At 65.5% G+C, this 26,579-nt stretch carries 24 protein-coding genes; 8 read left to right on the top strand and 16 right to left on the bottom strand.

All coding sequences use genetic code 11. The annotated features are described in order from the left end of the window. Positions 1-47 precede the first annotated feature (47 nt). The 7 genes from QXK92_RS17680 to QXK92_RS17650 all read right to left on the bottom strand — a co-directional run bounded on the left by QXK92_RS17680 (position 48) and on the right by QXK92_RS17650 (position 11,037). Positions 48-1,892, bottom strand: a complete 1,845-nt coding sequence (locus QXK92_RS17680; RefSeq protein WP_306243313.1) for a PE-PPE domain-containing protein — start codon at positions 1,890-1,892, stop codon at positions 48-50. Positions 1,893-1,998: 106 nt separating this feature from the next. Next, positions 1,999-3,645, bottom strand: a complete 1,647-nt coding sequence (locus QXK92_RS17675) for a PE-PPE domain-containing protein (RefSeq protein ID WP_306243311.1) — start codon at positions 3,643-3,645, stop codon at positions 1,999-2,001. A 97-nt stretch (positions 3,646-3,742) separates the two neighbouring features. Continuing rightward, complete coding sequence (locus QXK92_RS17670; protein WP_306243309.1) at positions 3,743-5,332, bottom strand: PE-PPE domain-containing protein; 1,590 nt, start codon at positions 5,330-5,332, stop codon at positions 3,743-3,745. A gap of 110 nt (positions 5,333-5,442) precedes the next feature. Next, on the bottom strand, positions 5,443-7,113 hold the full coding sequence (locus QXK92_RS17665) for a PE-PPE domain-containing protein (RefSeq protein WP_306243307.1): 1,671 nt from the start codon (positions 7,111-7,113) through the stop codon (positions 5,443-5,445). Positions 7,114-7,275: 162 nt separating this feature from the next. Beyond that, complete coding sequence (locus QXK92_RS17660) at positions 7,276-8,928, bottom strand: PE-PPE domain-containing protein (RefSeq protein ID WP_306243305.1); 1,653 nt, start codon at positions 8,926-8,928, stop codon at positions 7,276-7,278. Positions 8,929-8,993: 65 nt separating this feature from the next. After that, the gene (locus tag QXK92_RS17655; protein ID WP_306243303.1) at positions 8,994-9,824 is read right to left on the bottom strand and encodes a tyrosine-protein phosphatase; all 831 of its coding nucleotides are present in this window, start codon (positions 9,822-9,824) and stop codon (positions 8,994-8,996) included. Continuing rightward, complete coding sequence (locus tag QXK92_RS17650) at positions 9,817-11,037, bottom strand: acyl-CoA dehydrogenase family protein (RefSeq protein ID WP_306244507.1); 1,221 nt, start codon at positions 11,035-11,037, stop codon at positions 9,817-9,819. The genes QXK92_RS17655 and QXK92_RS17650 overlap by 8 nt, the downstream gene beginning before the upstream one ends. Before the next feature lie 36 nt (positions 11,038-11,073). Here QXK92_RS17650 and QXK92_RS17645 point away from each other — a divergent pair, with 36 nt between their 5' ends. Continuing rightward, entirely contained in the window at positions 11,074-11,535 is a 462-nt protein-coding gene (locus QXK92_RS17645; RefSeq protein WP_306243301.1) for a nuclear transport factor 2 family protein, read from the top strand. A gap of 7 nt (positions 11,536-11,542) precedes the next feature. Here QXK92_RS17645 and QXK92_RS17640 read toward each other — a convergent pair whose 3' ends face one another. After that, positions 11,543-11,671, bottom strand: a complete 129-nt coding sequence (locus QXK92_RS17640; RefSeq protein WP_197419735.1) for a hypothetical protein — start codon at positions 11,669-11,671, stop codon at positions 11,543-11,545. 174 nt (positions 11,672-11,845) lie between these two features. On the opposite strand from QXK92_RS17640, the gene QXK92_RS17635 reads away from it, so the two are divergent. Then, positions 11,846-12,469: a TetR/AcrR family transcriptional regulator gene (locus QXK92_RS17635; protein WP_306243299.1), complete on the top strand. Its 624-nt coding sequence runs from the start codon at positions 11,846-11,848 to the stop codon at positions 12,467-12,469. 4 nt (positions 12,470-12,473) lie between these two features. Here the strand turns inward: QXK92_RS17635 and QXK92_RS17630 are convergent, their stop codons facing one another. The 3 genes from QXK92_RS17630 to QXK92_RS17620 all read right to left on the bottom strand — a co-directional run bounded on the left by QXK92_RS17630 (position 12,474) and on the right by QXK92_RS17620 (position 16,433). After that, complete coding sequence (locus tag QXK92_RS17630; protein WP_306243298.1) at positions 12,474-13,928, bottom strand: PE-PPE domain-containing protein; 1,455 nt, start codon at positions 13,926-13,928, stop codon at positions 12,474-12,476. Between the two features lie 54 nt (positions 13,929-13,982). After that, a complete protein-coding gene (locus QXK92_RS17625; RefSeq protein WP_306243296.1) occupies positions 13,983-15,416 on the bottom strand; it encodes a PE-PPE domain-containing protein in 1,434 nt (477 codons plus the stop codon). Positions 15,417-15,536: 120 nt separating this feature from the next. After that, a complete protein-coding gene (locus tag QXK92_RS17620) occupies positions 15,537-16,433 on the bottom strand; it encodes an alpha/beta hydrolase (protein WP_306243294.1) in 897 nt (298 codons plus the stop codon). A gap of 87 nt (positions 16,434-16,520) precedes the next feature. On the opposite strand from QXK92_RS17620, the gene QXK92_RS17615 reads away from it, so the two are divergent. The 3 genes from QXK92_RS17615 to QXK92_RS17605 are packed head-to-tail and all read left to right on the top strand — an operon-like array spanning position 16,521 to position 19,740. Beyond that, the gene (locus QXK92_RS17615; RefSeq protein WP_306243292.1) at positions 16,521-17,606 is read left to right on the top strand and encodes a diacylglycerol kinase; all 1,086 of its coding nucleotides are present in this window, start codon (positions 16,521-16,523) and stop codon (positions 17,604-17,606) included. Positions 17,607-17,632: 26 nt separating this feature from the next. Continuing rightward, on the top strand, positions 17,633-18,382 hold the full coding sequence (locus QXK92_RS17610; protein WP_306243290.1) for a glucose 1-dehydrogenase: 750 nt from the start codon (positions 17,633-17,635) through the stop codon (positions 18,380-18,382). A gap of 2 nt (positions 18,383-18,384) precedes the next feature. After that, a complete protein-coding gene (locus QXK92_RS17605) occupies positions 18,385-19,740 on the top strand; it encodes an FAD-binding oxidoreductase (protein WP_306243288.1) in 1,356 nt (451 codons plus the stop codon). Here the strand turns inward: QXK92_RS17605 and QXK92_RS17600 are convergent. Genes QXK92_RS17600 through QXK92_RS17590 form a run of 3 tightly spaced genes read right to left on the bottom strand, consistent with a single transcriptional unit; the run spans position 19,730 to position 21,966 of the window. Then, a complete protein-coding gene (locus QXK92_RS17600) occupies positions 19,730-20,281 on the bottom strand; it encodes a TetR/AcrR family transcriptional regulator (RefSeq protein WP_306243286.1) in 552 nt (183 codons plus the stop codon). The two genes, QXK92_RS17605 and QXK92_RS17600, sit on opposite strands and share 11 nt — an antisense overlap. Continuing rightward, positions 20,278-21,132 carry a thioesterase family protein gene (locus QXK92_RS17595; protein WP_306243284.1) on the bottom strand — a complete coding sequence of 285 codons (855 nt, stop codon included), beginning with the start codon at positions 21,130-21,132 and terminating at the stop codon, positions 20,278-20,280. Before QXK92_RS17595 ends, QXK92_RS17600 begins: the two co-directional genes overlap by 4 nt. Before the next feature lie 15 nt (positions 21,133-21,147). Continuing rightward, on the bottom strand, positions 21,148-21,966 hold the full coding sequence (locus QXK92_RS17590) for an SMP-30/gluconolactonase/LRE family protein (RefSeq protein ID WP_306244506.1): 819 nt from the start codon (positions 21,964-21,966) through the stop codon (positions 21,148-21,150). A 131-nt stretch (positions 21,967-22,097) separates the two neighbouring features. Between QXK92_RS17590 and QXK92_RS17585 the strand changes: the two genes are divergently transcribed. From QXK92_RS17585 to QXK92_RS17575, 3 genes are read left to right on the top strand one after another with little or no spacing between them, the layout of a single operon-like run. Continuing rightward, the gene (locus QXK92_RS17585; RefSeq protein WP_306243282.1) at positions 22,098-22,988 is read left to right on the top strand and encodes an acyl-CoA thioesterase II; all 891 of its coding nucleotides are present in this window, start codon (positions 22,098-22,100) and stop codon (positions 22,986-22,988) included. Positions 22,989-22,993: 5 nt separating this feature from the next. Next, on the top strand, positions 22,994-23,914 hold the full coding sequence (locus QXK92_RS17580) for an LLM class F420-dependent oxidoreductase (protein ID WP_306243280.1): 921 nt from the start codon (positions 22,994-22,996) through the stop codon (positions 23,912-23,914). Then, entirely contained in the window at positions 23,915-25,075 is a 1,161-nt protein-coding gene (locus QXK92_RS17575; RefSeq protein ID WP_306243279.1) for an acyl-CoA dehydrogenase family protein, read from the top strand. Here the strand turns inward: QXK92_RS17575 and QXK92_RS17570 are convergent. Beyond that, positions 25,051-25,713 carry a DUF427 domain-containing protein gene (locus QXK92_RS17570; protein WP_306243278.1) on the bottom strand — a complete coding sequence of 221 codons (663 nt, stop codon included), beginning with the start codon at positions 25,711-25,713 and terminating at the stop codon, positions 25,051-25,053. The genes QXK92_RS17575 and QXK92_RS17570 overlap by 25 nt on opposite strands. Positions 25,714-25,755: 42 nt before the next feature. Then, positions 25,756-26,490 carry an integrase core domain-containing protein gene (locus tag QXK92_RS17565; RefSeq protein WP_306243276.1) on the bottom strand — a complete coding sequence of 245 codons (735 nt, stop codon included), beginning with the start codon at positions 26,488-26,490 and terminating at the stop codon, positions 25,756-25,758. Positions 26,491-26,579 lie beyond the last annotated feature (89 nt).

Below are 26,579 nucleotides of genomic sequence, written 5' to 3'. Positions count from 1 at the left end.
AGTCCGCCATTACAACGACATTCGGGGTCGCACAGCCGCTCGAGAACTCAGGCGCCAGCGAGGTCGCCGAGCACATTCTGGAACGCGTCGAGCAGCACGATGAACTCGAAACCACCGGCGAGAGTTCCGACCGCAACATTCGCGGCGATCGGCTTACCGATCGCGTTGAACAATCCCGCCGGATCGCCGTTGAACGCCTGCTGGATGCCGTCCAGGAACAGGTTCAGGTCGTAGGACGGGACCGTGGTCACCAGCGTGTTGATGATGTCCGCCGTCGGCAGTGCCACGGCGTAGGTGTCGGCGGCCGCGCTGGTGATTGCCGTGGTGATGTTGGTGTTCGCCGACTTCAGCGCGTCGAAGAAGCTGTTGACCGGCGAGGCGGTCGCGCTGGGCAACGAGAACGGCAGTGACAGTCCGGTGCCGCCGCCGGCCGGCAGCAGGTCGGCCAGGCTGGCCGCCGATGGCAGCGCCGTGGCGCCGATGGCCTTCGTGAACCCGTTGACTCCCTGTCCGGCGAGGTAGATCTGGTCACCGAAGAAGTTGGTCGGGATGGGCGGGAGCACTTCGAAAGGCGTGGGCACGTCGGCATAACCGGTGTTGTATCCGTAGTGCGGGTCGCCGTAGCCCCAGTTGACCAGGTAGGTCAGGTTCGGTTCGAGCAAGGCGGCCAGGGGTGCCCCGATTACCGGGATGCCCTTGATCGGTGACAGCAGCGGCAGACCCGGCTGGGTGATCATGTAGTAGTTGTCGAGGCCGTTGTTGCCGGGGGAGACCGGCAGCTGAACGAGGTTGTAGCCGGGAGGCAGCGCGTTCGGGTCCAGGTTGGGGTATGTGCCGTGAACGGTCTGGATGCCCAGGAACGCGTTGAGGTCTGCCAGGAAGTTGATCGGGTACTTGGGGAAGTCGGCGTACCCGTCGTACTGCAGCGTGAAGGTGTTGACCGGGTAGCCGGAGCCACTCGGCTGGGCGCCATAGAAATCCAGGCCGATTGCCGGCAGGGAAAGACCGGGGAAGCGCGCTAGCAGGCCGCCGTTCGGGTTCATCGGGTTGCCCAGCAGCGTGAAGCTGAGGTCGGCGGTGTTGGGGCTGCCCGCCGCGATGAGGTTGCGCAGCTCCAGTGAAGAGATGACCGCACTCTGCGAGTACCCGAGAACGGCGACCTTCTGTCCAGCGGTGATCAGCCCGGTCGGTCCGAACAGCGCGTTATCCAGGATGGTCACGCCGCGGTCGACGGAAACCTGGAGCGTCAGGTCCTTGATCGCCGTCAGCGGATACAGGCCCTCGGGAGTGTTCAGCGGGATCGACGTGGGGTTGAGCACGTTGAAGGCGGATGTGATCCAGGGCCGGATGTCGGTCAGATACGACGGCGGCGGTATGGGTGTGCCGCTGCCCGCCATGATCAACGCGACGTTGTAGGGCCCGGTCGGCGAAATAGGAACCGAGGGAATGATCGTGCCGCCGCCGCTCGTGGCAGGTGCGAGCAGTGGCGCGAACAGCGACTGGACCGGCGCGAGCAGCGGCTGCAGCGGAGCCAGCACCGGAGCGAGCAGCGCCTCGATCGGTGACGCGGCCGCGCCGAATCCGCCAGCCCCGCCCAGGACCTGGGCCGCGTTGGCGATCTCCGCTTCGGCATAGGTGAGGCTCGCCGCCGCCAGGGCACGGTTGAACTCTTCGTGGAACAGCGCCGCTTGACCGATGACCTGCTGGTACTCCTGACCGAACGTCCCGAACAGCTGCGCCGCGGCGGCCGAGATCTCGTCGGCCGCGGCGGCGGCCAGACCGGTGGTCGGACCGGCGGCCGCAGCGCTGGCCTCGGTGAGGGCGGTCCGGATGCCGGCGAGGTTCTCGGCGGCAGAGCTCAGTAGTTGCGGTTGCGTCGTCAAATACGACATCGGCTAATTCCCTTCACGGCCAGGGTAATTCCACGTGTCAGAGTAGAACGGTCACGCCGCGCGCATACTGCTTTTCTGAGCTAAATATTTTTTGGGACGGTCAGTCTCATGCGACCAGCGACTGAATATCCTTGAGGGTGTTCACGACCGCCTCGGTGAGCACCAGGAACTCGACCGCACCGGCCACCGTGGCCAGGCCGACGTCGGCGGCGATCGGGAGTCCGATCGCGTTGATCAGATTGCCCTGCGCCAGTTGCTCGGTGAACAGCGCCGCGTTGTAGGCCGGCAGCGAGGTCAGCACCGACGTGGCGATATCCGCGGTGGGCAGCAGGACGGCGTAGTTGGTCGAGGCGATCGATCCCACCGTGTTGGCGATCTCCTGTGGTGTCGGCAGCGCGGCCACCCTGGCCCCGATCTCGGTCGGCGAGGGCAGTGCGAATGTCGGCGCAGTGACCGGTTGGCTGGCCATCGCCTGCAGGTCGGCGCTGAAGTGGTTGATGCCCTGTTGGGTGCCGGTCGCCAGCGCGTCGAACACGGTGCCCGGCGCGACTTCGGGGAACAGGCCGAACGGTGTGGGGACATCGGCGGGACTCGTGGAGTACCCGTAGTTCGGGTCGCCATAGCCGAGGTTCACCAGCACGCGCATGTTCGGCTCGACCAGGTTGGCAAGCGGATTTCCGATGACCGGGATGGCGCGCAGCGGCTGCAACAGCGGCAGTTGCTGGGTCGGCAGGATGAAGTACTGGCTGTTGCCGTTGTAGCCCGGCGACGTCTGCAGCGGAATGGCGGCATCGATCTGAGCCTGGGTCAGGTTCACGTACTGCGGGTGGACGTAGACGATGCCCGCTACCGCGTTCAGGTCGGAGATGAGATTGAGCGGGTATCGGGGGAAGTCGGCGAAGCCGTCGTATTCGAGCGTGTAATTGCGGACCGGATAAATGGTGTCCGACGGCGTGGATCCGTAGAACTCCAGCCCCAGGCTCGACATGACCAGACCCGGGAATCGGGACAGCAGACCGCCGTTGGGGTTCATCTCGTTACCGGTCAAGACGAAATTCAGCATGTTCGCCGGAGGAGGGGTGGCGCCGAAATTCGACAAACCGGCCGCGAGATTGCGCATGTACAGCGACGAGATGACCGCGCTCTGTGAAACGCCGAAAACGGTGACGGAGTTTCCGCCGGTGATCTGTTGGTAAACCGCGTTGTCCAGGGTGGTCAGTCCGATCTGGACCGATTTGTTGAAGTACATGCTGCGGACGCCGGTCAGCGGGTAGAGCTCTTCCGGGGTGTTCAGCCCTTGGAAGATGGTCGGTCCTCCGACGTATTTGCTCGCCTTCTGGATGAAGTCGGCGGTGACGATCGGAACGCCGGTGCCGCTCAGGATCAACGAGATGTCGTTGGGCACCCACGGGATCGCGGCCGCGGTCGCCGCCTGGGCCGGCGGCGCGAACGCTGCGCCCAGGGCTGAGGCAGCGGCGGCCTCGGCCTGTACGTAGGCCGAACCCGCGGCAGCCAGAGTGCGCTGGAACTCGTTGTGGAACGCCTCGAATTGCGTTACGACGTCCTGGTATTCGCGCCCGAAGGTGCCGAACAGGTTTGCGATGGCCGCCGACACCTCGTCACCGGCCGCGGCCAGCACGTTCGACGTCGGCGCCGCCGCGGCCATGCTGGCCGCGCTCAGTGTCGCCCCGATCCCTTCGATGTCGGCGGCAGCAGCCACCATCGCCTGTGGCTCCGCCAGCAATAACGACATCAGCGCAGTTCCTCTCCCCACGACCCCGCAAAGCTTTCGCGCAAGCGTAAGGGCACGTTCCGAAACTGTCTGGCGTTTACGTCATTCGGCCAGAATGTCACGGAATCAGGGCGCTGATGTCCTTGATGTTCTCCGACAGCGCCTTCGCGATGACCAGGAATTCCACGATGCCCGCGATGGTGGCCAGCCCGACGTTGGCAGCGATCGGATACCCGATGGCGTTGATGAGGTTGCCCTGCAGCAGCTGGCTCCAGAAGAGTTGTGTGTCGTAGAGCGGCATGGTGGTCGCGAAAGCGAGGGCGGTATCGGCGGTCGGCAACAGCACGGCGTAGTCGGTCGAGATGACGGTGGCGATCGTGTTCACGATCTTCTCCGGGGAGGGCAGCGCGGCCAGCGTCGCCATCAGGTCTGCCGGTTGTGGCGGGGCGAAGGAGGGGAAGGTGATCGGCTGTGCGGCCAGCGCCTGCAGCTCGGCGGTGAAGTCGTGGATGCCCTGTTGCGTTCCGGCGGCCAGCGCCTCGACGACGGTGCCCGGGCTGACATCGGGGAACAAACCGAACGGCGTCCGGATGTCCGCGGGGCTGGTCGAGTAGCCGTGGTACGGGTCGCCGTAGCCCAGGTTCACGATCACCCTCAGATTCGGCTCGATGAGGGCGGCGAGCGGATTGCCGATGACGGAGGTCAGGCGTAGCGGTGCCAGCAGGGGCAGGTTCTTGGTGGGGATCATGTAGTAATCGGTCACGCCGGTGTAGCCCGGTGACGTCGTGAGCTTGATGGCGTTGTCGACCTGCGCCGGGGTGAGGTCCAGGTACTTCACGTGCACGGTGGCGATGCCCATCACCGCGTTGAGGTCGGAGATGAAATTGATCGGATACCGCGGGAAGTCGGCGAACCCGTCATACTCCTGCGTGTAGATGGCCGTCGGGTACAGCGTGTCCGACGGCGTGGCACCGTAGAACGACAGCCCCAGCGTCGGCAGCGTCAGGCCCGGGAACCGCGCCAGCATTCCGCCGTTGGGGTTCATCTCGTTGCCGACGAGGACGAAGTTGAGCTGGCCCACATAGGGCGAGCCCATCGCCGCCAGCTTCTGCATCTCCAGCGAGGCGATGATGGCGCTCTGGGAGTAGCCGAAAATGGTGAGGCTGTTCCCCGGGATGGCCAGCTGACTGGTGATCGCGTTGTCCATGATCGTCAGGCCCTCGACCACCGACTGGTTCAGCGTCATGCTCTTCACGCCGGTGATCGGATACAGGTTCTCGGGGGTGTAGAGCGCCTGCAAAGTGTTGAGGGAGCGGACATACAGTTCGTTCGCCTTGAGGACGTAGGCCTCCGACGGGATGGGCACACCGGTCGGCCCGACGAACAACGAGGTCAGATTCGCCGGGAAGGGCGGAATTGCCGCGGCGCTGGCGATTTCGGTCTGCACGTAGGCGTTGGCAGCCTCGGCAAGGGTCTGCCGGAACGAGGATTGAAATGCTTCGACCTGTCCGACGAACGACTGGAACTCCTGCCCGTGCGTGCCGAAGAAATTCGCGATCGCCGCCGACACCTCATCGGCGGCCGCGGCCAGCAGGCCGGTCGTCGGCGCTGCGGCGGCTGCGCTTGCCGCACTGACCGTCGAACCGATGTTCGCAATGTCGGTGACTGCCGTCGTGATGAACTCAGGCGCGACGAGCAGATTCGTCATTGGCGTCTCTTCCCCCGTCGAAGGCGGTGGTCTCGGTCAGATTGGCCGCCAGCGTATGACGAAGCCGCTGACTCTGTCCGCGTTTTCGCGCCATCAGCGAGCGCCGGGCGTCAGGGGATGAGAGCCCGAATATCGCTGATGTTCTGTGAGATCGCCTTCGAGATGACCAGGAACTGGACGATGCCGGCGATCGTGGCCAGGCCGACGTCCGCCGCAATGGGGTAGCCGATCGCGTTGATGAGGTTGCCCTGCGCGAGTTGGCTCAGGAAAAGCTGCGAGTCGTACAGAGGCAACGAGGTGGCGAACGCGAGAGCGGTGTCGGCCGCGGGCAGGAGCACGGCGTAGTCCGTCGAGATGACCGTGGCCGCGGTGTTCACGATCTTCTCCGGCGACGGCAGTGCGGCCAGTGTCGCGAGGATGTCCGTCGGTTGCGGCGGCACGAACGTGGGCAACGTGAGCGGCTGCGCGGCCAGCGCCTGCAGTTCGGCGCTGAAATCATGGATGCCCTGCTGCGTTCCGGCCGCCAAGGCCTCGGCGACGGTGCCCGGGCTCACGTCCGGGAACAAGCCGAACGGCGTCTGCACGTCGGCGTAACTCGTCGAATAACCGTGGTAGGGATCGCCGTAACCCAGATTCACGATCACTTCCAGGTTGGGTTCGATGAGGGCGGCCAGCGGGTTGCCGATCACCGGTATGGCACGCAGTGGCGTGAGTAGCGGCAGTTCCTCGGTGGGGATCATGTAGTAATACGTCTTGCCGCCGTTTTCGTAATAGCCCGGGGACGTGGGCAGCTGAACGGCGCTATTGACTTGGGCGGTAGTAAGACTCAGGTATTTCGTATGCACCGTGGCGATGCCGAACACCGCGTTGAGATCGGAGATGAAGTTGAGCGGGTACCGCGGGAAGTCGGCGAAGCCGTCGTACTCCTGCGTGTAGATGGCCACGTCGTAGGGCGTGTTGGACGGGGTCGCTCCGTAGAAGTCGAGACCCAGCGTCGGCAGCGTCAGGTTCGGGAAACGTGCCAGCATGCCGCCGTTGGGGTTCATCTCGTTGCCGACCAGCACGAAGTTGAGGTCCGCCGGTGAAATCGGAAAACCCTGGGACGCCAGCTGTTGCATGTACAGCGACGAGATGATCGCGCTCTGGGAGTAGCCGAAAACGGTCAAGGGACCGTTTGCTATTTGATTCTGAACATAGTTTCCGAGAATTGTCAGGCCCTCGGAAACGGATTGGTTCAGCGTCAGGCTCTTGACGCCGGTGATCGGGTACAGCTCTTCGGGCGTATACAGGATCGGCAGTGCCTGGTTCGGGTTGTTGGCATGCACGTACAGGAGATTCGCCAGCGTGGCATATTCCGGTGGCGGTATCGGGACCCCGGTGGGGCCGATGAACACCGCGGTCGGAAATGTGCTGAATGGCGGATTGGTGACCGGGAACGCGGGCGGCGGTGGGGTGAACGCGGCAGCAGGGGGCAGGCCCAGCAGCCCCTGTAATGTGGCCGCGCTTGCGGCCTCGGTGTTGACGTAAGCGTTCGCCGCCGCGGCCAGGTTCTGTTGGAACTGCGCGTGATACGCCTCGACCTGGCCGACGACAGCCTGGAACTCCTGGCCGTACGAGCCGAAGAAATTCGCGACGGCCTCAGATACCTCGTCGGCCGCCGCGGCCAACAGGCCGGAGGTCGGTGCCGCCGCGGCGGCGGACGCCGCGCTCACCGCGGAACCTATGCCCCCGATATCCGCCACGACCGACGATATGATTCCCGGCTCAGCCAGAAAAGACATGATTGCCCACCCCATCCCCCTGTGACCAAGGGTGAATCTTGGTCAGTTCCCGAATTCAGGTTAGGACAGCGCAGCTATGGTTGTCCGGAATTCGGACTCTTTGACAATGGTGTAATAGCGCCGGTGCCAATATATTTGGAGATTTTGTGAATTCTTTATGAGCTACAGGCCGATGCTCTGCAAGTCCTGGACGATGTCCGCGGCGGCCTCCACGACCGCGATGAACTCGATCATGCCGCCCAGCGCCGCCAGTCCCGCGGTGGCCGCGAGTGGCAGTTCGATCGCGCTCCGGAGGTTGCCCTGCGCCAGTTGGCTCAGGAACAGCGTCAAGTCGTAGGCGGGCATGGTGGTCGCGAAGGCGGTCAGCAGGTCTGCCGTCGGCAGCAGCACCGAGTAGCCGGTGGAGACCACTGACGCGAACGTGTTGGCGATGTTGACCGGTGTCGGCGGCAGCACCTGCGGTGGCGGTGCCAGGTAGGCCTGAATCAGCGGCGGGAACCCGGGCGGTGCGATGACCGGCGCCGTCGTCAGCGCCCGCGGCGTGACGGCGAGGAAATCGTTGATGCCCTGCTGGGTGCCCCTGGCGAAGGCGTCGACAATAACCCCCGGCGGGACTTCGGGGAACAGGCCGAACGGCGTCGGGACGTCGGCCGGGCTGGTGGAGTAGCCGAAGTTCGGGTCGCCATAGCCGAGGTTGACGATCACCTTGAGGTTCGGCTGCACCAGTGCCGCAATCGGTTCCCCGATAACGGGGATGGCCCGCACCGGATCCAGCAGCGGCAGGTTGGGATGGTCGATCATGTACCACTTGTTGGTCGTCGCTCCCGTGGTGGGCAACAGCGTGGCCGACTGGACCTGAGCCGGCGTGAGGTCCGCGTAGGTGGTGTGGACCGTGATGATGCCGAAGACGGCGTTGATGTCCGACACGATGTTGAGCGGATACCGCGGGAAGTCGGCGAAGCCGTCGTATTGGAGCGTGTAAGTGGTTGTCGGATAAGGGGTGTTGGGCATCGCGCCGTAGAACGGCAGGCCGACGGTCGAAATGTCCAGGCCGGGTATGCGGGCCAGGATGCCGCCATTGGGGTTCATCTCGTTGCCGGTCAGTACGAAACTGAGCTGACTGGGCAGCGGCGCATTGGGCCCGAGGGACGCGTAGTGCCCCATCAGCAGCGACGAGATGACTGCACTCTGCGAGTAGCCGAAGACGGTGACATGGTTGCCGGCGTTGAGCTGGTCCCACACCGCGGTGTCGAGTATCTGCAGGCCCTGCTGAACGGAGCTGGCGAAGATCAGTGATCGCACACCGGTGATCGGATACAGCTGCTCGGGGGTGACCAGCGACGTCAGAATGGCGCCAGGCGAATTGGGCTGGATGAAGAGTTGGTTGACGGCGTTGAGGTACGTGGGTCCGGGAATCGGAGTTCCGGTGCCGCCCATGGCAATCGCGGTAGTCACCCCGGTGAATGGCGGGAATACCGGCGGCGAGGTGGGTCGGTAGAGCCCGCTTGTCACGCTTTGCCGAAGCTGAGCGGTGTTGATGGCCTCGGCGTTGACGTAGTAGTCGACCGTGGAGGTGAGGTTCTGCACCAACCCCTGATACAGGGTCCCGAGCCTCGCACTGGCCGTCTGGAATTCCCAGCCGTACAGCCCGAAGAAGTTGGCGATTGCCGCCGATACCTCATCGGCGGCCGCGCTCATGAGTCCCGTCGTGGGAGCTGCTGCGGCCGCGGCAGCCTCACCAATCGCCGTGCCGAGACCGGACAACTCCGTCGCTGCCGCTGCCAACGCGGCCGGCTGCGTCAATACGTAAGACACTCACGTGAGGGTAGAGCGATTCGGGGACGGTGTCTGGCCTTTGGCCTGACTCATAGACGCGTCGTTCAGCCCAGGAGTGCGTCCCGCAGCCGCGCCACGTCGGTCTCGGTGATGCCCGAGTCGCGCAGGTAGGCGTCCAGCGATCCGAACGACTCGTCGATCGTTTGCCATGCCGCCCATAGGTATTCGGCACGGACGCCGAGAACTCCGTCGGACAGTCGGGCCTTGGTGAAGGTGATCACCTCGGGCGTCAGTTCGACGTCTGAGCGTTGCGCGATCATCTCGGTGATCTGCTGGCGCAGCTGCGGTACGGCTTCGTTGCTGCGCAGGTAATCGTCGATGATGACGTCGCGATCCAGCCCGGCCGCTTCCAGGACCGTCGCGACCACGAAACCGGTGCGGTCCTTGCCGGCGAAGCAATGGGTGAGAACCGGCCGGCCGGCGGCCAGCAACGTGAACACCCGGTGCACCGCGCGTTGGGCGCCGTTGCGCGTAGGGAATTCGCGGTACTCCTCGGTCATGTAGCGCACCGCGTTCGCTTCGATGGCCTCATCGGAGTCGTCGGCGTCGCCCTCGGTCATCAACCGTTTGAACGCGCTCTCGTGCGGCGCTTCATCGTCGGTGCCCGACTGGTCGTCGGCGAGATCGGGGAACGGCAGCAGGTGGATGTCGACGCCGTCGGGCACCCGGCCCGGGCCGCGCCGGGTGACCTCGCGGGTGGAGCGCAGGTCGGCGACGTCGGTGATTCCCAAGCTGCGCAACACCGCCCGGCCGGCGTCGTCCAGGCCGCTCAGTTCGCTGGATCTGAACAGCCGGCCCGGGCGGAGACTGGCCGTCGCATCCGAGACGTCGCGAAAGTTCCACGCGCCGGACAGTTCCCGCGATGTTTCAGCCACGACTGGTGACCGCCACCGCGAGCGCGGACTGCTCGCGGCCCAGCTCGGTGCGCGCGATGGTGCGCATGTGCACCTCGTCGGGGCCGTCGAAGATTCGCATCGCGCGGTGCCAGCCGTAGAGCCGGGCCAACACGGTGTCGTCGCTGACTCCCGCCCCACCGTGCACCTGGATGGCGCGGTCGATGACGTCGCAGGCCACTTGCGGCGCTACTGCCTTGATCTGCGAGACCAGCAGGTGCGCGGCTTTGTTGCCGTGCTTGTCGATGGTCCACGCCGCTTTCTCGCACAGCAGCCGGGCTTGGTCAATCTCGTTGCGGGACTTGGCAACCGCTTGTTGCACCAGGCCCTGGTCGGCCAGCGGGCGGCCGAACGCGATCCGCTTGTTGGCCCGGTTGACCATCAAGGCGAGCGCGCGCTCGGCCCCGCCCAGCGCCCGCATGCAGTGGTGGATGCGGCCCGGTCCCAGCCGCGCCTGGGCGATCGCGAAACCGGCGCCCTCCTCGCCGAGCAGGTTGGTCGCCGGCACCCGGACGTTGTCGTAGACGATCTCGCAGTGGCCGTGCTGGTCCTGCCAGCCGAAGACCGGGGTGGACCGCACCACCGTCACACCCGGGGTGTCCATCGGCACCAGGATCATCGACTGCTGCTGGTGGCTGGCCGCGTCGGGATTGGTGCGGCCCATCACGATCAGGATCTTGCAGCGCGGATCGGCTGCGCCCGACGTCCACCACTTGCGGCCATTGATCACGTAGTCGGCACCGTCACGCACGATCGAGGTCTCGATGTTGCGCGCGTCGCTGCTGGCCACCGCCGGCTCGGTCATCGAGAACGCGCTGCGGATCTCGCCGTTGAGCAGGGGTTCCAGCCACTGCTTACGCTGCGGCTCGGTGGCGAACAGGTGCAGGGTCTCCATGTTGCCGGTGTCGGGCGCCGCGCAGTTCAGAGCTTCGGGGGCGATCTCGAGGCTCCAGCCGGTCAACTCGGCCAGCGGCGCGTATTCCAGGTTGGTCAGCCCCGACTCGGCGGGCAGGAATAGGTTCCACAGCCCGCGTTCTTTGGCCTTGACTTTCAATTCCTCGATGACCGGTGGCACGCTGAAGTCGTTCGGCCCGGCCTCGTGGCGGTGCTTGTCGTAGTCCGCCTCTGCGGGAAAGACATGTTCGGTCATGAAGTCGGACAGTCGTTTGTGGTAATCACTGGCTTTGGCCGACATTGCGAAGTCCATGACCGCCACGATAGGACACCCGGTATGACGCAAGCCCGCCCCCCGTTTCCACCGTTCACCCTCGAGACGGCGCTGCAGAAAGTTCAGGCCGCCGAAGACGCCTGGAACACCTGCGATCCGGAGCGGGTCAGCCTGGCCTACACGGTCGACTCGCAGTGGCGAAACCGCGACGAGCACATTGTCGGGCGGCCGCAGATCGTCGCCTTCCTGACCCGCAAGTGGCAACGCGAACTCGACTATTCGCTACGCAAGGGGCTGTGGAGTTTCCAGAACAACCGCATCGCGGTGCGTTTCCAATACGAGTGCCACGACGCGAATGGTCAGTGGTACCGCAGTTACGGCAACGAGTTGTGGGAATTCACCGCGGACGGGCTGATGGCGCGCCGCGAAGCCAGCATCAATGATGTGGCGATCGCCGAATCCGATCGCAGGCTATTCGGGCCACGCCCCGCGTCGGAGCAGGGCGTGGATTTTCCGCTGTGGTGACCGGCGGCTAGACCGGCGGGTAGCTGGGCGGCGGGTAACCGTTTCCGGACTCAACGCCGCGCAGACCCCAGGTGAGATAGCTGAAGAAAAACTCGATCTCGTCGCTTCCGTCGTAGTCAGGACTCGGGTCCATCACTCCACCTCTCGACTGCTGATCGACTCCCCCATTGCGTCTGTTTCGCGAGTCTAGTCCTATCCGCGTCGCTGCGACAGGCGCGGTCCTGCCTAAACTGTCCAACTAGTTGATTGATAATCAGTCGTGTGGGGGGTCGTCCGGGCCCCATACCGGCAGTGACGAGGGTGAGTAGAGATGGCATCCGGAAGTGGCCTGACCCGCCGTGAGGAGTTGCTGGCCGTCGCCACCAAGCTGTTCGCCGCCCGTGGCTATCACGGCACCCGGATGGACGACGTCGCCGACGTGATCGGGCTGAACAAGGCCACGGTCTACCACTACTACGCGAGCAAAGCGCTGATCCTGTTCGACATCTACCGCCAGGCGGCCGAGGGGACGCTGGCCGCTGTCCACGACGACCCGTCCTGGACCGCCCGCGAAGCGCTGTACCAGTACACCGTCCGGCTGCTCACCGGCATCGCGGGCAATCCCGAGCGCGCCGCCGTCTACTTCCAGGAGCAGCCCTACATCACCGAGTGGTTCACCACCGAGCAGGTGGCCGAGGTCCGCGAGAAGGAAGCGCAGGTCTACGAGCACGTGCACGGTCTGATCGACCGGGGCATCGCCAGCGGCGAGTTCTACGAGTGCGACTCGCACGTGGTGGCGCTGGGCTATATCGGGATGACCCTGGGCAGCTACCGGTGGCTGCGGCCGAGCGGCCGGCGCTCCGCCAAGGAGATCGCCGCGGAGTTCAGCACCGCGCTACTGCGCGGACTGATCCGCGACGAGGCGATCCGCACCACCGCGCCGCTGGGACCCTGACGGGTTAGTTGAAGATCGGCGGGATGGTGCGGAAGACATCCCCCAGCGCGCCGCTGAGCAAGGACAGCGCGGTCACCTGTGGTTGGCCGATGAAGACGTTGAGGCCCGGATTGACCGATGGCACCCACGGATAGCTGTCGGGATAGTACTGCGGCCCCCAGAAACCGACTTCCTCGCCGATCGACACCACAGCGCCGTACGGTCCCTGCACCGCTCCCTTGAGCAGGTAGTAGGAGACGGTGAATGGGTTGGGAACCGAAAGCAATCCGGCCGGGGTCGGTATGTCGGCGTAGTTGGCGCCCACCCCGTAGTCGGCGTAACCCAGATCCACCAGAACCCGCAGTTGCGGTTGGATCAAATTGGCCAGCGGCGGACCGACGTAGGGGATGTCGCGGATGGGCTGCACCAAGGGCAGATCCTGCGTCAAGAGCATGTAGTACTGGGTGTGGCCGGTGTACCCCGGTGAGGTCGGCAACGGTACCGCGTTGGCCAATTCGGCCGGCGTGACCGTCGGGTAGACGTTGTGCACGTAGAAGTAGCCCATCATCGCGTTGAGGTCGGCCAGCACGTTGAGCGGGTACTGCGGAACATGAGCGACACCGTCGTACTGGGCCGTGTAGATGGTCGTCTCGTAGGGAGTGTTCGCGGGCGTCGCACCGGTGAACGACACATCCATGACCGGGATGTAGAAGCCGGGGAAGCGGGCGAGGATTCCGCCGCCGGGATTGTTGGGTGAGCCGATCATCATGAAGGCCAGATCGTTGGGATGCGGCGCTCCCGCGGCCATCATGTTGACGATCTCGTTGTGGACGATCGACGCGCTCTGTGAAAAACCGAACGCCACCACATCGTTGCCGCCGAGCAGTTCTGCTTTGATCGCGTTGTCGAGAATCGTCACGCCTTGGGCCACCGATTGGTTGAACGTCAGGTCACCAATTCTCGGCGTCAACGGCCACAGTTGCTCGGGCGTCGTAAGGCCTTGCGGGATCGCACCCGCGAAAGACGGCTGAATGTATTTGGTGTTGATCTCGTTGATGTACTTCAGCGACGGTGTCGGATTGCTGGTGCCACTCATGATCAGTGCCGTGATCGGGTTTGCCAGCAGCGGCGACGGCGCGATGGTCAGCGCGCCCGCTCCGGCGCCGGAGGTGCCCTGGGTCGCGTTGCTCAGGAGGGCGGCGTTGCGCCACTCGGCCTGCACGTAATTGGTGGCAGCGTCAGCCAGGGCCCTGGTGAACTCGCTGTGAAACTTGGCAACGCGGCTTGCGGCCCAGCGGTACTGGTCCCCGTGCGCGCTGAACACACCGGCAATGGCCGCCGATACCTCGTCGCCGGCGGCCGGCATGAGCCCGGAGGTCCGGACGGTCGCCGCGGAACAAGCGTTTTCCACGGTCGTGCCGATGCGACCCAGGTCCGCAGCGGCCGACGCTAGAAAACTGGGCGCGGTCGACAGGTTCATGCTGCGATCTTGCTATGGGCCCGCTTGATGGGCAGGAAGTTCGGCGCGATCCGGTCAGCCGAGGATTTCCAGCACGTCCCCGAGAGTACCGCTGAGCAGGGACAGTGCGGTTACCGGCGGTTGGCTGAGCTGCGGGCCGAGGTAGAAATTCAGCCCTGGGTTGATCGACGGAACCCAGGGATACTCGTTCGGGAAGTACTCGGGTCCCCACAGACCGGCCTGCACGCCTATCTCCACCGCCGCACCATACGGCGCCAGCAAGGTGCCCTTGGCCAGGTAATAGGCGACATTGAAGGGGTTGGGGATGTTGATCAGCCCTGCCGGAGTGGGTAGATCGGCGTATCCGTAGTCGGAGTACCCGAGGTCGACCATGACTCGCAACTGGGGCTGTATGAGGTCGGCCAGCACCGGACCGGCGTACGGAATATCCCGGATGGGCTGCAAAAGCGGTAGGTCCTGCGTCAGGAACATGTAGTACTGCGTGTTGCCGGCGTACCCCGGCGACGTGGGCAACAGAACCGCATTCGCCATGTCGGCCGCCGAGGTCAACGGGTAATTGCCGTGCACGTAGAAGTAACCCATGACGGCGTTGATGTCGGCGAGGATGTTGAGCGGGTATTGCGGAGTGTGCGCGACGCCGTCGTACTGCGCGGTGTAGACGTAGGTCTCGTAGGGGTTGCCGGCCGGCAGCGCACCATTGAACGGCACGTCCAGGAACGGAATGTAGAAACCGGGGAAGCGGGACAGCAGGCCCCCATTGGGGTTATTGCCGGCGGCGGCCAAAATGAACGACAGGTCGTTGACGTGCGGTGAGCCGGCCGCCATCAGGTTGAGTATCTGGTTGTTGACTATCGAGGCGCTCTGCGAGTAGCCGAACGTGATGACGTCATTGCCGGCGGCGAGCTGCGCATTGATCGCGTTGTTCAGTATCGACACGCCTTTGGCGACCGATTGGTTGTACGTCATATTGCCCAGGTCCGGAGTGACGGGCCAGAACTGCTCGGGAGTTGGCAGCACGAGGGGATTGGCCCCCGGGTACAGCGGCTTGATGTACCGGTTGAAGACATTGGTGAGGTATTTGGCGTTGGGAATCGGATTGTTGGTGCCGCCCATGATCAGTGCGGTGATCGGGGGCGTCAGCGTCGCCGCCGCGGCGGCGGTCGGGGGTTGCGTCAGCAGCGACTGCATGCCGTTGAGCAGCGCGCCGTTCAGCGCTTCGGCCTGGGTGTAGGCGCTCGCGGCGTTCGACAGGGCTCTGGTGAATTCATCCTGGAACAGCGAGGCCTGCTTGATAACCGCCTGGTATTCGTCGCCGTACGCGCTGAACAGGTCCGCGATCGCGGCCGAGACTTCGTCACCTGCGGCAGCCAGCAGTCCTGAGGTCCGACCAGCCGCGGCGGCGTTGGCGGCGTGGATCGCCGCGGCGATCCCGTCCACGTCGGTCGCCGCCGCCGCGAGTGTCTCAGGGGCAGTGAGCAGGTACGACATCTCCCCGTCCTTCCCATTGACCGGTCCCCGTCCCGGCCCGGCGCGCACTACCCGCAACTGCGGGTTAGGTATGAACCAGAGAGTAGAACTGTGCGCGCGGGAATTCCGGCGTTTCGGCAGTTAATTGCCGACGGTTTGCAGGTGTTTGTCGAGAAAGGCGATCTGGTCGGCGATCACGCGCTCGAATGCATCGTCGACATAGATGGCGAAATGGCCTTCGGGGTAGATCTTGACTTCGCCGCGCGGTGCCCTGGCGGCATAACGCAGCGTCGGCCCCGCCGGTGCGACCGAATCGGTTTGGCACACGCAGAACAGGATTGGACACGGAATTTTGGCGGCGCTGCGGCCGGGCCGGTAGAAAAGCACCTTCAACCCGATGCGGGCGGCGATCTCGTTGCGCAACTCCACGCCCTCGGGCACCAGTCTCAGGTAGCCCGAATAGGCATCGGGGGCGGTCATCACGGCGACCTCGCCCGGCATGCCTGCGGTCGGAATCATGACCGGAGGCTTGCCCCGGCGGGCACCGAGCAGGTCGCGTATCGCCAGCGCGGTGACCCGGGCGGCGGTCACGGGGTTGATCGCTTTGATGGACGCCAGGCCGTCGGTGAACGGGCACTGTGCCACCGCCGCGGCGACACCGGGCAGCCGGGCCGCTGACGCGATGACGTGGCCGCCCCCGAAAGATGTGCCCCACAGCGCAATTCGATCCGGATCTATTCCGGGCAGGGTGTGCGCGAAGTCGACGGCCGCCGCCCAGTCGGCGAGCTGCAGGTTGACGTCGAGGAGCTGGCGCGGCCGGCCTTCGCTGTCGCCGAAGTTGCGGTAGTCGAAGACCAGGCAGGCGTAACCGGCCGCGGCGAACCGCTCGGCGTACGCGTCGAGTCGCATCGTGCGCACCGCGCCCAGGCCGTGTGCCATCACCAGCAGTGGCACCGGGCCCGGGATCTCGGGTCGGTACAGCCAGGCGCTGATCCGGTCTGAGCCGGAGGTGAACGAGACGTCTTCGCGCGGCGGCATAGCGCAACAATAGTGCCGCCGAAAGGCCCGAAAAATTATGGACTACTGTCTAGAAAAGCTACAGCGTTGTGGGGACGGAGGACACTCATGGCGATTCGCGTCGCCCATGTGGGCACCGGAAATGTCGGCGGCCTCGCTCTGGCCCAGCTCATCACCAACCCGGCATTCGAACTCACCGGAGTGTGCGTGTCCACGCCGGAGAAGGTGGGACGCGACGCCGGCGAATTGTGCGGGGTCGGTCTGGACGCGGGCGTCGAGACCGGCGTGCTGGCCGTGAACAACCTCGACGCGCTGCTCGCCGAGCAGTCCGACTGCATCGTCTACTGCGCGATGGGCGACACCCGGTTGCCCGACGCCATGGCCGACGTGATGCGGATCCTGGCCGCCGGTGTCAATGTCGTGGGTTCCTCGCCGGGGCTGTTGCAGTATCCGTGGGGCGTGATACCGGAGAAGTACATCGGGCGCGTGGAAGCTGCTGCACAGCAAGGGAATTCGAGCATCTTTATCACCGGCGTCGACCCCGGTTTCATCAACGACCTGATCCCCTTCGCGCTCGCCGGCACCTGCCAGCGCATCGAAGCGGTGCGGTGCATGGAGATACACGATTACGCGAGTTACAACGGCGCCGAGGTCATGCACTACATGGGGTTCGCCCGTCCGCTGGACGAGATTCCGATGTTGCTGCAGCCGGGTGTGCTGAGTATCGCGTGGGGGACGGCGATCCGTCAGCTGGCGGCCGGCCTGGGCATCGAGGTCGACGAGATCACCGAGTCTTACCAGCGTGAGCCCGCTCCCGAAGACTTCGACATCGCGGTCGGGCGCGTGGCGAAGGGCACCCTGGCCGTGCTGCAGTTCGAGATCCGTGGGATGGTCAACGGCCGCCCGGCGATCGTCATCGAGCACATCACCCGTTTGCGTCCCGATCTGCGCCCCGACCTGCGTCAGCCCGCGGCGGGAACCGGTTCCTACCGGGTGGAGATCACCGGGGAGCCGTCTTACGCCGTGGACATTGTGCCCACCAGCCGCAAGGGTGATCACAACCATGCGGCGATCGCCGGTGCCGCCGGCCGCATCGTCAATTCCATTCCGGATGTGATCGCGGCGCCGCCCGGCATCAGGAGCACGCTGGACCTGCCGTTAGTCACCGGAAAAGGACTCTTCACACCCAACTAGTGGTCTAGGGAAAGGAACCGGCTGCGATGGAACGACCGGGACGGGTCGAAGGCAAGGTCGCGCTGATCAGCGGCGGGGCCCGGGGAATGGGCGCCGAGGATGCGCGGCTGCTGGTCACCGAAGGCGCCAAGGTGGTGATCGGTGACATCCGCGACGACGAGGGCAAAGCGCTGGCCTCTGAATTGGGTGATGCGGCACGCTATGTCCATCTCGACGTGACGCAACTCGACCAGTGGGAAGCCGCGGTCGCCACTGCTGTCGGTGAGTTCGGCAAGCTCGACGTGCTGGTCAACAACGCCGGCATCGTCGCGGCCGGGCCGCTGCGCGAATTCCGGATGGACAAGTGGCAGCAGGTGCTCGACGTCAACCTGACCGGCACCTTCCTGGGCATGCGTTCGGTGGTCGACCCGATGACCGAGGCCGGCGGCGGTTCCATCATCAACATCTCTTCGATCGAAGGGATCCGCGGCGCGCCAATGGTGCATCCCTACGTCGCGTCGAAGTGGGCGGTGCGCGGTATCACCAAATCCGCAGCCCTGGAACTGGCGCCGTTGAACATCCGGGTGAATTCGGTGCACCCCGGCTTCATCCGCACCCCGATGACCGCGCACCTGCCCGAGGACATGGTCACCATTCCGTTGGGCCGGCCGGCCGAGGCGCGCGAAGTCGCGACGTTCGTCGTGTTCCTCGCCAGCGACGAAGCGTCCTACGCCACCGGCAGCGAGTTCATCATGGACGGCGGTCTGGTGACCGACGTTCCGCACAAGCAGTTCTGAGCATGCCGTCGAGCCTGACCGTCCTCCTGACCGAGGTGGTGGGCTCGAATCAGGTCGTCACCGACCCCGACGTCCTGGCGGGCCGCAGCGTCGACCACACCGGCCGGTATCGCGGCAAGGCCAGCGCGCTGGTCCGTCCGGGATCGGCAGACGAGGTCGCCGCGGTGCTCCGGGTGTGCCGCGATGCCGGCGCGCACGTCACGGTCCAGGGCGGTCGCACCTCGCTGGTGGCCGGCACGGTGCCAGAGCACGACGACGTGCTGCTGTCCACCGAAAGGCTCTGTGCTGTCGGCGAAGTCGATGCGGTCGAGCGCCGGGTGTCGGCCGGCGCCGGGGCCACGCTGGCGACGGTGCAGGGTGTCGCCGCGGCGGCGGGCCTGGTGTTCGGCGTCGACCTGGCCGCCCGCGACAGCGCGACTATCGGCGGCATGGCCTCCACCAACGCCGGCGGCCTGCGCACCGTCCGGTACGGGAACATGGGGGAGCAGGTCATCGGCCTGGACGTGGCACTGCCCGACGGCTCGGTGCTGCGCCGGCACAGCCGGGTGCGCAGCGACAACACCGGCTACGATCTGCCGTCGCTGTTCGTCGGCGCCGAGGGCACTCTGGGCGTCATCACCGCGCTGGACCTGCGGCTGCACCCGACGCCGTCGCACCGGGTGACGGCGGTCTGCGGGTTCGCCGAGCTCGGGGCGTTGGTCGAGGCGGGCCGGGCGTTCGCCGAAGTGGACGGGATCGCAGCGCTGGAGTTGATCGACGGCCGGGGCGCGGCGCTGACGCGCGATCAGCTGGGGGTCGGGGCGCCGGTCGCCGGCGACTGGCTGCTCCTGGTGGAGCTGGCGGCGGACCACGACCAGACGCAGCGACTGGCGGGGCTGCTGGATGGTGTGCAGATGTGCGGTGAACCGGCGGTTGGCGTGGATACTGTTGCGCAACAACGGTTGTGGCGGCTGCGTGAGTCGCTGAACGAGGTGCTCGGCGTGTACGGGCCGCCGTTGAAATTCGATGTGTCGCTGCCCTTGCCGGCCGTCGACGGGTTTGCCCGCGACGCGGTGACGTTGATCGGTGACCGCGTGCCCGAGGCCCTGCCGGTGTTGTTCGGCCATGTGGGGGAGGGCAATCTGCACCTGAACGTGCTGCGCTTCCCGGCGGAGCACGAGCCGGCGCTGTATGCCGAGATGATGGAGCTGATCTCCGGCTGCGGCGGCAACGTCAGTTCTGAGCACGGTGTCGGCACAGTGAAGAGGCCCTACCTGGGGATGTCCCGGCAGGAGGCCGATGTCGCCGCGATGCGCGCCGTGAAGGCGGCGCTGGACCCGACCGGCTACCTCAACGCGGCGGTGCTGTTCAGTCGGTAGTTCCTTTGATGCCGACGGCGTGGCGCAGCTGGGCCAGGAACTGGTCGGCATCGTCGCTGCGAACGACGTAGTGCGAGATGGCGATTCGGATCGCGGTGGCGGCCTTCACCGCGGCGTTGGGCCCGGGCAGAAGACGTTGCAGCCCTTCCCGCATCTCCGGGATGACGCCGGACATCTGCGGCAGGACATGCTCGGGCTCGATGTCGACCATGCGCACGCCCGAGTACGAGTACTGATAGTCGACGATGAATCGCAAAGCCGCGTCCAGCCTTTCGACGCCCTTGAGCCCGGCCGTCGCCTTCGCCAGCCCCTTCTCGAAATTCTCGCGCTCGTATTTGGAGAACGCCGACATCAGCTCTTCCTTGGAGGCGAACCAGCGGTAGAGCGTGGGGCGCGATACCCCGGCCTGCGCTGAGACCTCGGACAGGCTGAGTTTGGTCTTGCCGCTGCGGGCCAGTACTTCCGCGGTGGCGGCCAGGATCCGCTGGCGGGTCGAGGTGTCGTTCTCCATGCTTTCGCTCACCGGCGACGGCTGGCTCATGACTCGTTCTCTCCCAACGGGTTCCGCTTGGGCGGCCGGGGCCGCACCAGCACCGACTGCTGGATGGCGCCGACCGCACCCTGCTGGTCGAACAGTGTTCCGATTGTGGTGCCGATGCCGTCCGGGCCGTAGCTGGTTTCCGCACGGATGCCGATCCAGTCACCGTCGGGAACCCGGAAGACGTGCACGGCCAGATCGGTGTTGACGAAGGTGAACTTGGTGATGTCCAGCTTGCTGCCGATGCCGTTGGCGCAATCGGCCACCGCGAACAAGCGCTCCAGCGGCGTCATGGTTTCACCGGCGACCAGGTCCGCGACGGGCCTGATCCACGATTCACCCGGGCCCGGCGTCATCGGAACGGTCAACCACAGCCACTCCAGGCTGTGGACGTAGTTGCGGTCCCAGTTCCTTGCCTTCAGGTTGCGGTCCCGCGCCTCCGACAGGGGGCGTAGCGCCGGCATCGGCGCATGGGCGACCGCCGCGGTGTCGACGTGCTGCAGCCGCCATCCACTGGCCCGGGCCACCGGTCGCGGTTCACCGTCGGGTCCCAGTGCCAGCATCTCGGCGGTGACCAACTCGATCTGCCTGCCGCTGCGTTCGAGCTTCGAACGGACCCACAGGTCCCCTTCCACCGGGACCGCGCCGAGCAGGTCGATCACCACGCGGCTCAGCCGGGTGTCGTCGCGCCGCTCACAACGTTCCAGCGCACGCGTCAGCAACGCCGACACCGGCGCACCGTGCTGGATCGAGGACGACCAGGTGCCGCGGGCCAGGTCGGTGGCGCGGAATTTCTCGCCCTGCGCGTCGGCGTCTGGAATATCCTGGATCAGCTCGTAGTACGAGTCGGTCATCATCCCCCTTTCCGGTCAGGGCAGGCCGGCGCCCGGAATGTCCACCCGCACCGCGTCCAGCCTGGCCGAGCGGGTGCCTACCAGTCGCTTGGGATAAGCATCGGTGCTCGACAGCAGAAACAGGGTGCGCCGCTCCGGACCGCCGAGCGTGCAGGCGATGGCTGCCCGGTCGCCCAGGTCTATCCGGTCGGTCACGTCGCCGCCCTCGGTGATTCGCTCGAACTGGTGGGCCAGGGTCATCGCCGCCCACACCCCGCCCTCGGCGTCGAGCGCGATGCCGTCGGGCGGGCCGTCCAGGCCGTCGGCGAAGACGCGCCGGCCGGCGAGCCCGCCGTCCTTGTCGACGGTGTACGCGGTGAGTCGGCGGCCGGTGGACTCGGCGACGATCAGGGTATCGCCGCCCGGCGAGATGACCATGCCGTTGGGGAAGTCGAGGTCGGTCGCCACCACGGTCGCGTTGTTGTCGGTGTCCAGCCGGATGACGGTGCCGCCCTCGAACGCCTGGGACCCGATGTAGGCGCGTCCGAGGTTGTCGATCACCATGTCGCCGAGGCTCGCGGGTGCGAGGGCGGACAGGTCGGCAACGGGCTCCACGGTCTCGCCGTCGTACCGGAGCACCTTCTTGTCCTCGGTGGACACGATGAGCAGCGATCCGTCGGGACGGAAACCCAGTCCTGACGGTGTATGACCCGGCAGTGGCAGCGTGGTGAGCGAGCCGCGCAAGTTGCAGGTGTGCACGGCTTCGCCGAGCATGTCGGAGAACCACAGCAGGCCCTCGAACCAGCGCGGGCCCTCACCGAAGCAAAAGCCGTCGGCGAGCGGGGTCGGCGCCAGCGAGCCTTTACAAATCACTGCCAAAGTGTCATGCACCACAGGCGTCGCTGTCAACGCGGGCATGGCTCGGTACGAGCTTTACAAATTTTGCACGAAATGTCACGCTGAGCCGTGAGCTGCCGGAACAAGGGGTGAGCGCGTTGACGACAGAGTCTGAACAGGTCCAGTGGTCGGTGGAGAGCCTGCTGGATCTCTTCGAGGTGCGGCCCGAGGGCCCAGATCGGTTCACCGCCGACACCGGGCTGGCCGGGCAGGACGGCCGGCAGGTGGTGGAGGGTACGCAGGTGGTCGCTCAGGCGATTGTGGCCGCCGCGAAGCGATTTGAGGGCAAGTCCGTGCGCTCGGCGCACGCGGTGTTCGCCCGCGCGGTGATGGTGGGGCCGCCCATCGAACTCCTCCTCGATGTGCTCAACGAAGGCCGCTCCACCGCAACGGCGATCATCTCGGTGTTGCAGGGCGGCAGGCGATGTGTGAGCGTCACGGTGCTGACCGACGTTCCGACGGATGACGTCATCCGTCATCACCTGACCCGTCCTGACGTCGCGTCGCCGGCAGAAGCCAACGTTGTCGAGATGCCGATGGCCGGTCGGGAACTGCGCCTGGTCGACGTGGTCGATGTGAACAGCCCGGACGAGGTCGGTCCGCCGGAACTGTACGCATGGCTGCACTACGATCCCATCCCGGAGCGAGACGATCTGGCGAAGGCACTGCTCGCGTATTTCACCGGCCACCTGGGCATTTCGACCACCATGCGGGCGCATCCCGGTATCGGCACTGCCCAAGCGCACCTCACGGTGTCGACCGCGCCGATGTCGATCTTCGTGTCGTTCCACGAGCCGGTGCGCTGGGACGACTGGCTGCTCTACAGCCACGAGAGCACGCAGGTCGGTGCGGGAATGTCGTACGTGCGCGGCACCGTGCATACCGAAGACGGCGACCTGCTGTGTTCCTTCGCCCAGGAGGCGCTGATCCGCCCGCTGCGCACCAGTGACACCTCGATCAACGCTGCGGCCCGGTTCTAATTCCCGTGCGTTTCACCATCACTCATCCGATGCACAGCCATCCGTACAACCCGGAGCTGGTCAGCGGAGACGGCATCGCAACGGTGGCGGCGGCGGCGGAGAAGGCCGGGTTCCACGGGTTCGGGTTCACCGACCATCCGGCCCCTTCCCAGCGCTGGCTGGAGGCGGGCGGCCACGACGCACTGGATCCGTTTGTGGCTCTTGGCTTTGCGGCAGCACGAACCTCCACGTTGCGTCTTATTCCGAACATCGTGGTGCTGCCCTACCGAAACCCGTTCGTGGTGGCCAAATCCGGAGCGACGCTCGATCTGCTGTCCGATGGCCGGTTCACCCTTGCGGTGGGCGTGGGTTATCTGCGGCGGGAATTCGCCGCTCTGGGCGTGGACTACGACAAGCGTGCCGAGTTGTTCGAGGAATCGCTGCAGGCAATCCGGGCCATCTGGACGTCCGACGACATCTCCTTCGAGGGGCAGCATTTCACCGCGCGCGGGATCACCGCCCACCCGTTGCCGGTGAGCCGGCCGCATCCGCCGATCTGGATCGGCGGCAATACCGGAACGGCCCGCCAACGGGTTGCGCAATACGGAGACGGCTGGTGTCCCTTCCCGGCCCCCGCCGGACTGGCGCGCACCGCCGGCACCGCCGTCATCGACTCGATGGAGTCACTGGCCGCCGGAATCGGCGATCTCCGCAGGCGCTGCGACGCGGTGGGTAAGGATTGGTCGACGGTCGACATCACCTTCAGCAACTTCGCGGGCGGCAATCCGGCCGGCGACGACTTCAACGCCGACGCCTACCTGGATGGTCTGGAAGAGCTTGCCGCACTGGGCGTTACGTGGGTATCCGCGCATCTGCCCGGTGACAGCCTGGCGCATGCGCTGGAAACGATGGACCGGTTCCGTTCTCTGGTGATCGACGTGATCTGAATGGACTTCTCTGTCGTGCCGTTGTCGGACGACGACCGGGCCTTCTATGACCGGATGCGCGCGTTCATCACGGAGCACGTGACCGACGAGGTGCGCCGGCGAAATCGCGACTTGGGTGAAAACTTCGACGAGCGCGTGCATTTGGCGCTGGGCGAAGCCGGCTTCCTGGTGTCGGACTGGAAGCCGGAAGCGGACGGCGGGTTCAGCGCCGTCCGTCGTCGCATCTTCAACCTGGAGATCGCGCGGGCTCATACCCCCTGGTATCACTGGGGCACGACGTCCGTCGTCGCGCATCTCGTGCAGCAGTTCGCGGTGCCCGAGCTCGTGGAGATGGTGCTGCCGGGCGTGCTGTCCGGGGAGGTGCGGTTATCTCTCGGCTACACCGAACCCGAAGGCGGCTCAGACGTCGCGACCTGCAAGACCCGTGCGGTACGGGACGCAGACGGCTGGATCATTAACGGCTCCAAGATGTTCACCTCGAACGCGCAGAACGCGAAGTACGTCTTCCTGCTGACCAACACCGATCCGCAGGGACCGAAACATCGGAACCTGACGATGTTTCTGGTGCCGCTGGATTCACCGGGCATCGAGATTCAGGGCATTCGTACCCTCGACGGTGACCGCACGAATATCGTTTTCTACAGCAACGTGCGCGTCGAAGACCTGTACCGGATCGGTGAGGTCAACGGCGGATGGACGGTGATGCGTGCCGCATTGGATTCCGAGCACGGGTTGACCGAACCCGATGCCGAGGGGCTGCAGGACGTCGCGGCGATGGCGGGTCACGGCGTGTTGATGGCCGAAGCGGTCGACCGGGTGGCCGCTGTCGCGGACGTGGACGACTCGTCGGTGTTGTATCGCCTGGGGCGCAGTTTCGCGCGGACGGAAGCGGCGTTGTCCAGCCCTGGGATGTTCGGACGGGTCGCGATCGGCCAGACCATGCGCGACATCTCGGCGGACCTGATGGACATGCTGGGGCCGGCGGCGGCGTTGCCGACGGATACCGAGGGATCCGCCGACGACGGCTCGGCCGAGCACCTTTTCCGGTTGGCGCTGCCGATGGGCATTTACGGCGGTTCGCTGGAGGTCTTCCGCAACATGATCGCCCAGCACGAACTGCGGCTGGGCCGCCCGGCCTACGGGAGTTCGGCCTCGACCTGAACTTTGGCGTGGTCGAAGCTGAAATGCTCTGCTATTGGCTGGCTTTCGGGATACGGTTCGGCGTAGGTCCAGGCAATGTCCTCGTCGCCGTCGAGTGCCGCCCAATACGTCGCGTACCCCTTGTAGTTGCAGTACGTCGACGTGTCGGTTCGGCGTAGCAGCTCGGTACGCACATGGTGGGGAGCCACGTAAAGCCTTGGCTCGAGCGCGGTTTCGAAGACGATTGTGGTGTCGTCGGTGTCGACCAGCAGTGTGCCGTGAAGCGATACTCGCAGCCTTCGGCGCGTCGGCCGGCAGTCGACACGGTGATACGGGTTGGGCGGGTAATGCACGAGTTTGCGTCCCTCCTCGAACCAGGCGTCGACCGCGGTCCAGGGCACGTGGACGTATCCCGGCGCTTCCGGCTCGGGTTCGGTTGGGAGGCCGGTGATTACGCCTTCGGGGAAGACATAACTGAGCGGGTGGCTGCGCCGGTGCACCATCAGTGCGCTCTCGGTATCGATGACGATCCGTCCGTTGTGCAGGGCCTGAACCCGACGCGGATGTGGCTCGATGTAGACGACGTCGTGCGGGATGGGAGGGGCGAATCGGCCGGCGGGGTCGCCGCTGAGTGGGCCGCGACCGGCTACCAGGCTCATTCTGCAAGGGTACGGCGGAGATCCCCGCATCGTTGTCTTGTGTCAAGTATCTGGCAGGTTTTGTTTGTCCAGGTAAGCCTGTTTTGGGGTTTGGTCGTGCAGGGCCTGGTGGGGTCGGATGGTGTTATAGATGAGGCGGAATCGGTGGGATTCCATGTCGAGGGCGTCGCCGTCGCCGATGTAGCCGCGGTAGAGGTGTTCGTATTTGAGGGTGCCGAAGAAGCGTTCGATGACGCCGTTGGTTTGTGGGGATTTCACTCGGGTTCTGACGTGTCGTAGCAGTGGGTCGTCACCGGCGAAGGCGGTTTGGAAGACTTTCCCGCGGAAGCAGGGGCCGTTGTCGGAGACGACGGCGATGGGGGCTGGTGCTTGGCCGATGACGGTGTCTTCGGCGTCGAGGATGTCCATGAGTCCGCGGTCGGTGCGCAGGTCGTGCAGGTCGAGCAGTCGTTGGGCCTCGGTGATGGCCAGCTGTAGGCAGTGCAGTGCATCGGTGCCGCGGCCGGTGGGGGTGACGGTGAGGGCGAGGCAGTATTTGGTGGCGTAGTCGATGACGGCGCAGATGCGCCAGATGCCGCCGTTGGTGGTTTCGAACTCGGAGAAATCGGTCTGCCAGACCCGGTTGCGTTCGGTGGGCGGATCACGGAACACTTTGCGGCGCAGCACCGCCCATGATTTCCGGTCAGCGCGAAACCCCTGCGGCAGCAGCAGCCCGCGCCGGCGCAGGGCTCGTGCCACTGAGGAGTTGGTGACGCGGTGGCCGTCGCTGCGCATCATGGCGGCGATCTTGCGGTAGCCCCAGGCCGGCCAGGCTTCGGCGTACTTGGCGGCCAGGGACTCGATGCGGTCAACTACCGGGGCTGGCC

It is taken from the genome of Mycobacterium sp. TY815, from assembly GCF_030755135.1.
Classification (GTDB): domain Bacteria; phylum Actinomycetota; class Actinomycetes; order Mycobacteriales; family Mycobacteriaceae; genus Mycobacterium.
The sequence above is the reverse complement of the archived record's forward strand: the minus strand, read 5'-3'. Positions and strand labels throughout refer to the sequence as shown.

Excerpts from the sequence above, each read along its gene's own strand:
- QXK92_RS17575 (WP_306243279.1), top strand. The coding sequence starts at position 23,915 with ATGGACTTCTCTGTCGTGCCGTTGTCGGACGACGACCGGGCCTTCTAT.
- QXK92_RS17645 (WP_306243301.1), top strand. The coding sequence starts at position 11,074 with ATGACGCAAGCCCGCCCCCCGTTTCCACCGTTCACCCTCGAGACGGCG.
- QXK92_RS17615 (WP_306243292.1), top strand. The coding sequence starts at position 16,521 with ATGGCGATTCGCGTCGCCCATGTGGGCACCGGAAATGTCGGCGGCCTC.
- QXK92_RS17680 (WP_306243313.1), bottom strand. The coding sequence starts at position 1,892 with ATGTCGTATTTGACGACGCAACCGCAACTACTGAGCTCTGCCGCCGAG.
- QXK92_RS17625 (WP_306243296.1), bottom strand. The coding sequence starts at position 15,416 with ATGTCGTACCTGCTCACTGCCCCTGAGACACTCGCGGCGGCGGCGACC.
- QXK92_RS17595 (WP_306243284.1), bottom strand. The coding sequence starts at position 21,132 with ATGACCGACTCGTACTACGAGCTGATCCAGGATATTCCAGACGCCGAC.
- QXK92_RS17610 (WP_306243290.1), top strand. The coding sequence starts at position 17,633 with ATGGAACGACCGGGACGGGTCGAAGGCAAGGTCGCGCTGATCAGCGGC.
- QXK92_RS17565 (WP_306243276.1), bottom strand. The coding sequence starts at position 26,490 with ATGATGCGCAGCGACGGCCACCGCGTCACCAACTCCTCAGTGGCACGA.
- QXK92_RS17635 (WP_306243299.1), top strand. The coding sequence starts at position 11,846 with ATGGCATCCGGAAGTGGCCTGACCCGCCGTGAGGAGTTGCTGGCCGTC.
- QXK92_RS17600 (WP_306243286.1), bottom strand. The coding sequence starts at position 20,281 with ATGAGCCAGCCGTCGCCGGTGAGCGAAAGCATGGAGAACGACACCTCG.
- QXK92_RS17605 (WP_306243288.1), top strand. The coding sequence starts at position 18,385 with ATGCCGTCGAGCCTGACCGTCCTCCTGACCGAGGTGGTGGGCTCGAAT.
- QXK92_RS17620 (WP_306243294.1), bottom strand. The coding sequence starts at position 16,433 with ATGCCGCCGCGCGAAGACGTCTCGTTCACCTCCGGCTCAGACCGGATC.
- QXK92_RS17570 (WP_306243278.1), bottom strand. The coding sequence starts at position 25,713 with ATGAGCCTGGTAGCCGGTCGCGGCCCACTCAGCGGCGACCCCGCCGGC.
- QXK92_RS17670 (WP_306243309.1), bottom strand. The coding sequence starts at position 5,332 with ATGACGAATCTGCTCGTCGCGCCTGAGTTCATCACGACGGCAGTCACC.
- QXK92_RS17650 (WP_306244507.1), bottom strand. The coding sequence starts at position 11,037 with ATGTCGGCCAAAGCCAGTGATTACCACAAACGACTGTCCGACTTCATG.
- QXK92_RS17630 (WP_306243298.1), bottom strand. The coding sequence starts at position 13,928 with ATGAACCTGTCGACCGCGCCCAGTTTTCTAGCGTCGGCCGCTGCGGAC.
- QXK92_RS17665 (WP_306243307.1), bottom strand. The coding sequence starts at position 7,113 with ATGTCTTTTCTGGCTGAGCCGGGAATCATATCGTCGGTCGTGGCGGAT.
- QXK92_RS17675 (WP_306243311.1), bottom strand. The coding sequence starts at position 3,645 with ATGTCGTTATTGCTGGCGGAGCCACAGGCGATGGTGGCTGCTGCCGCC.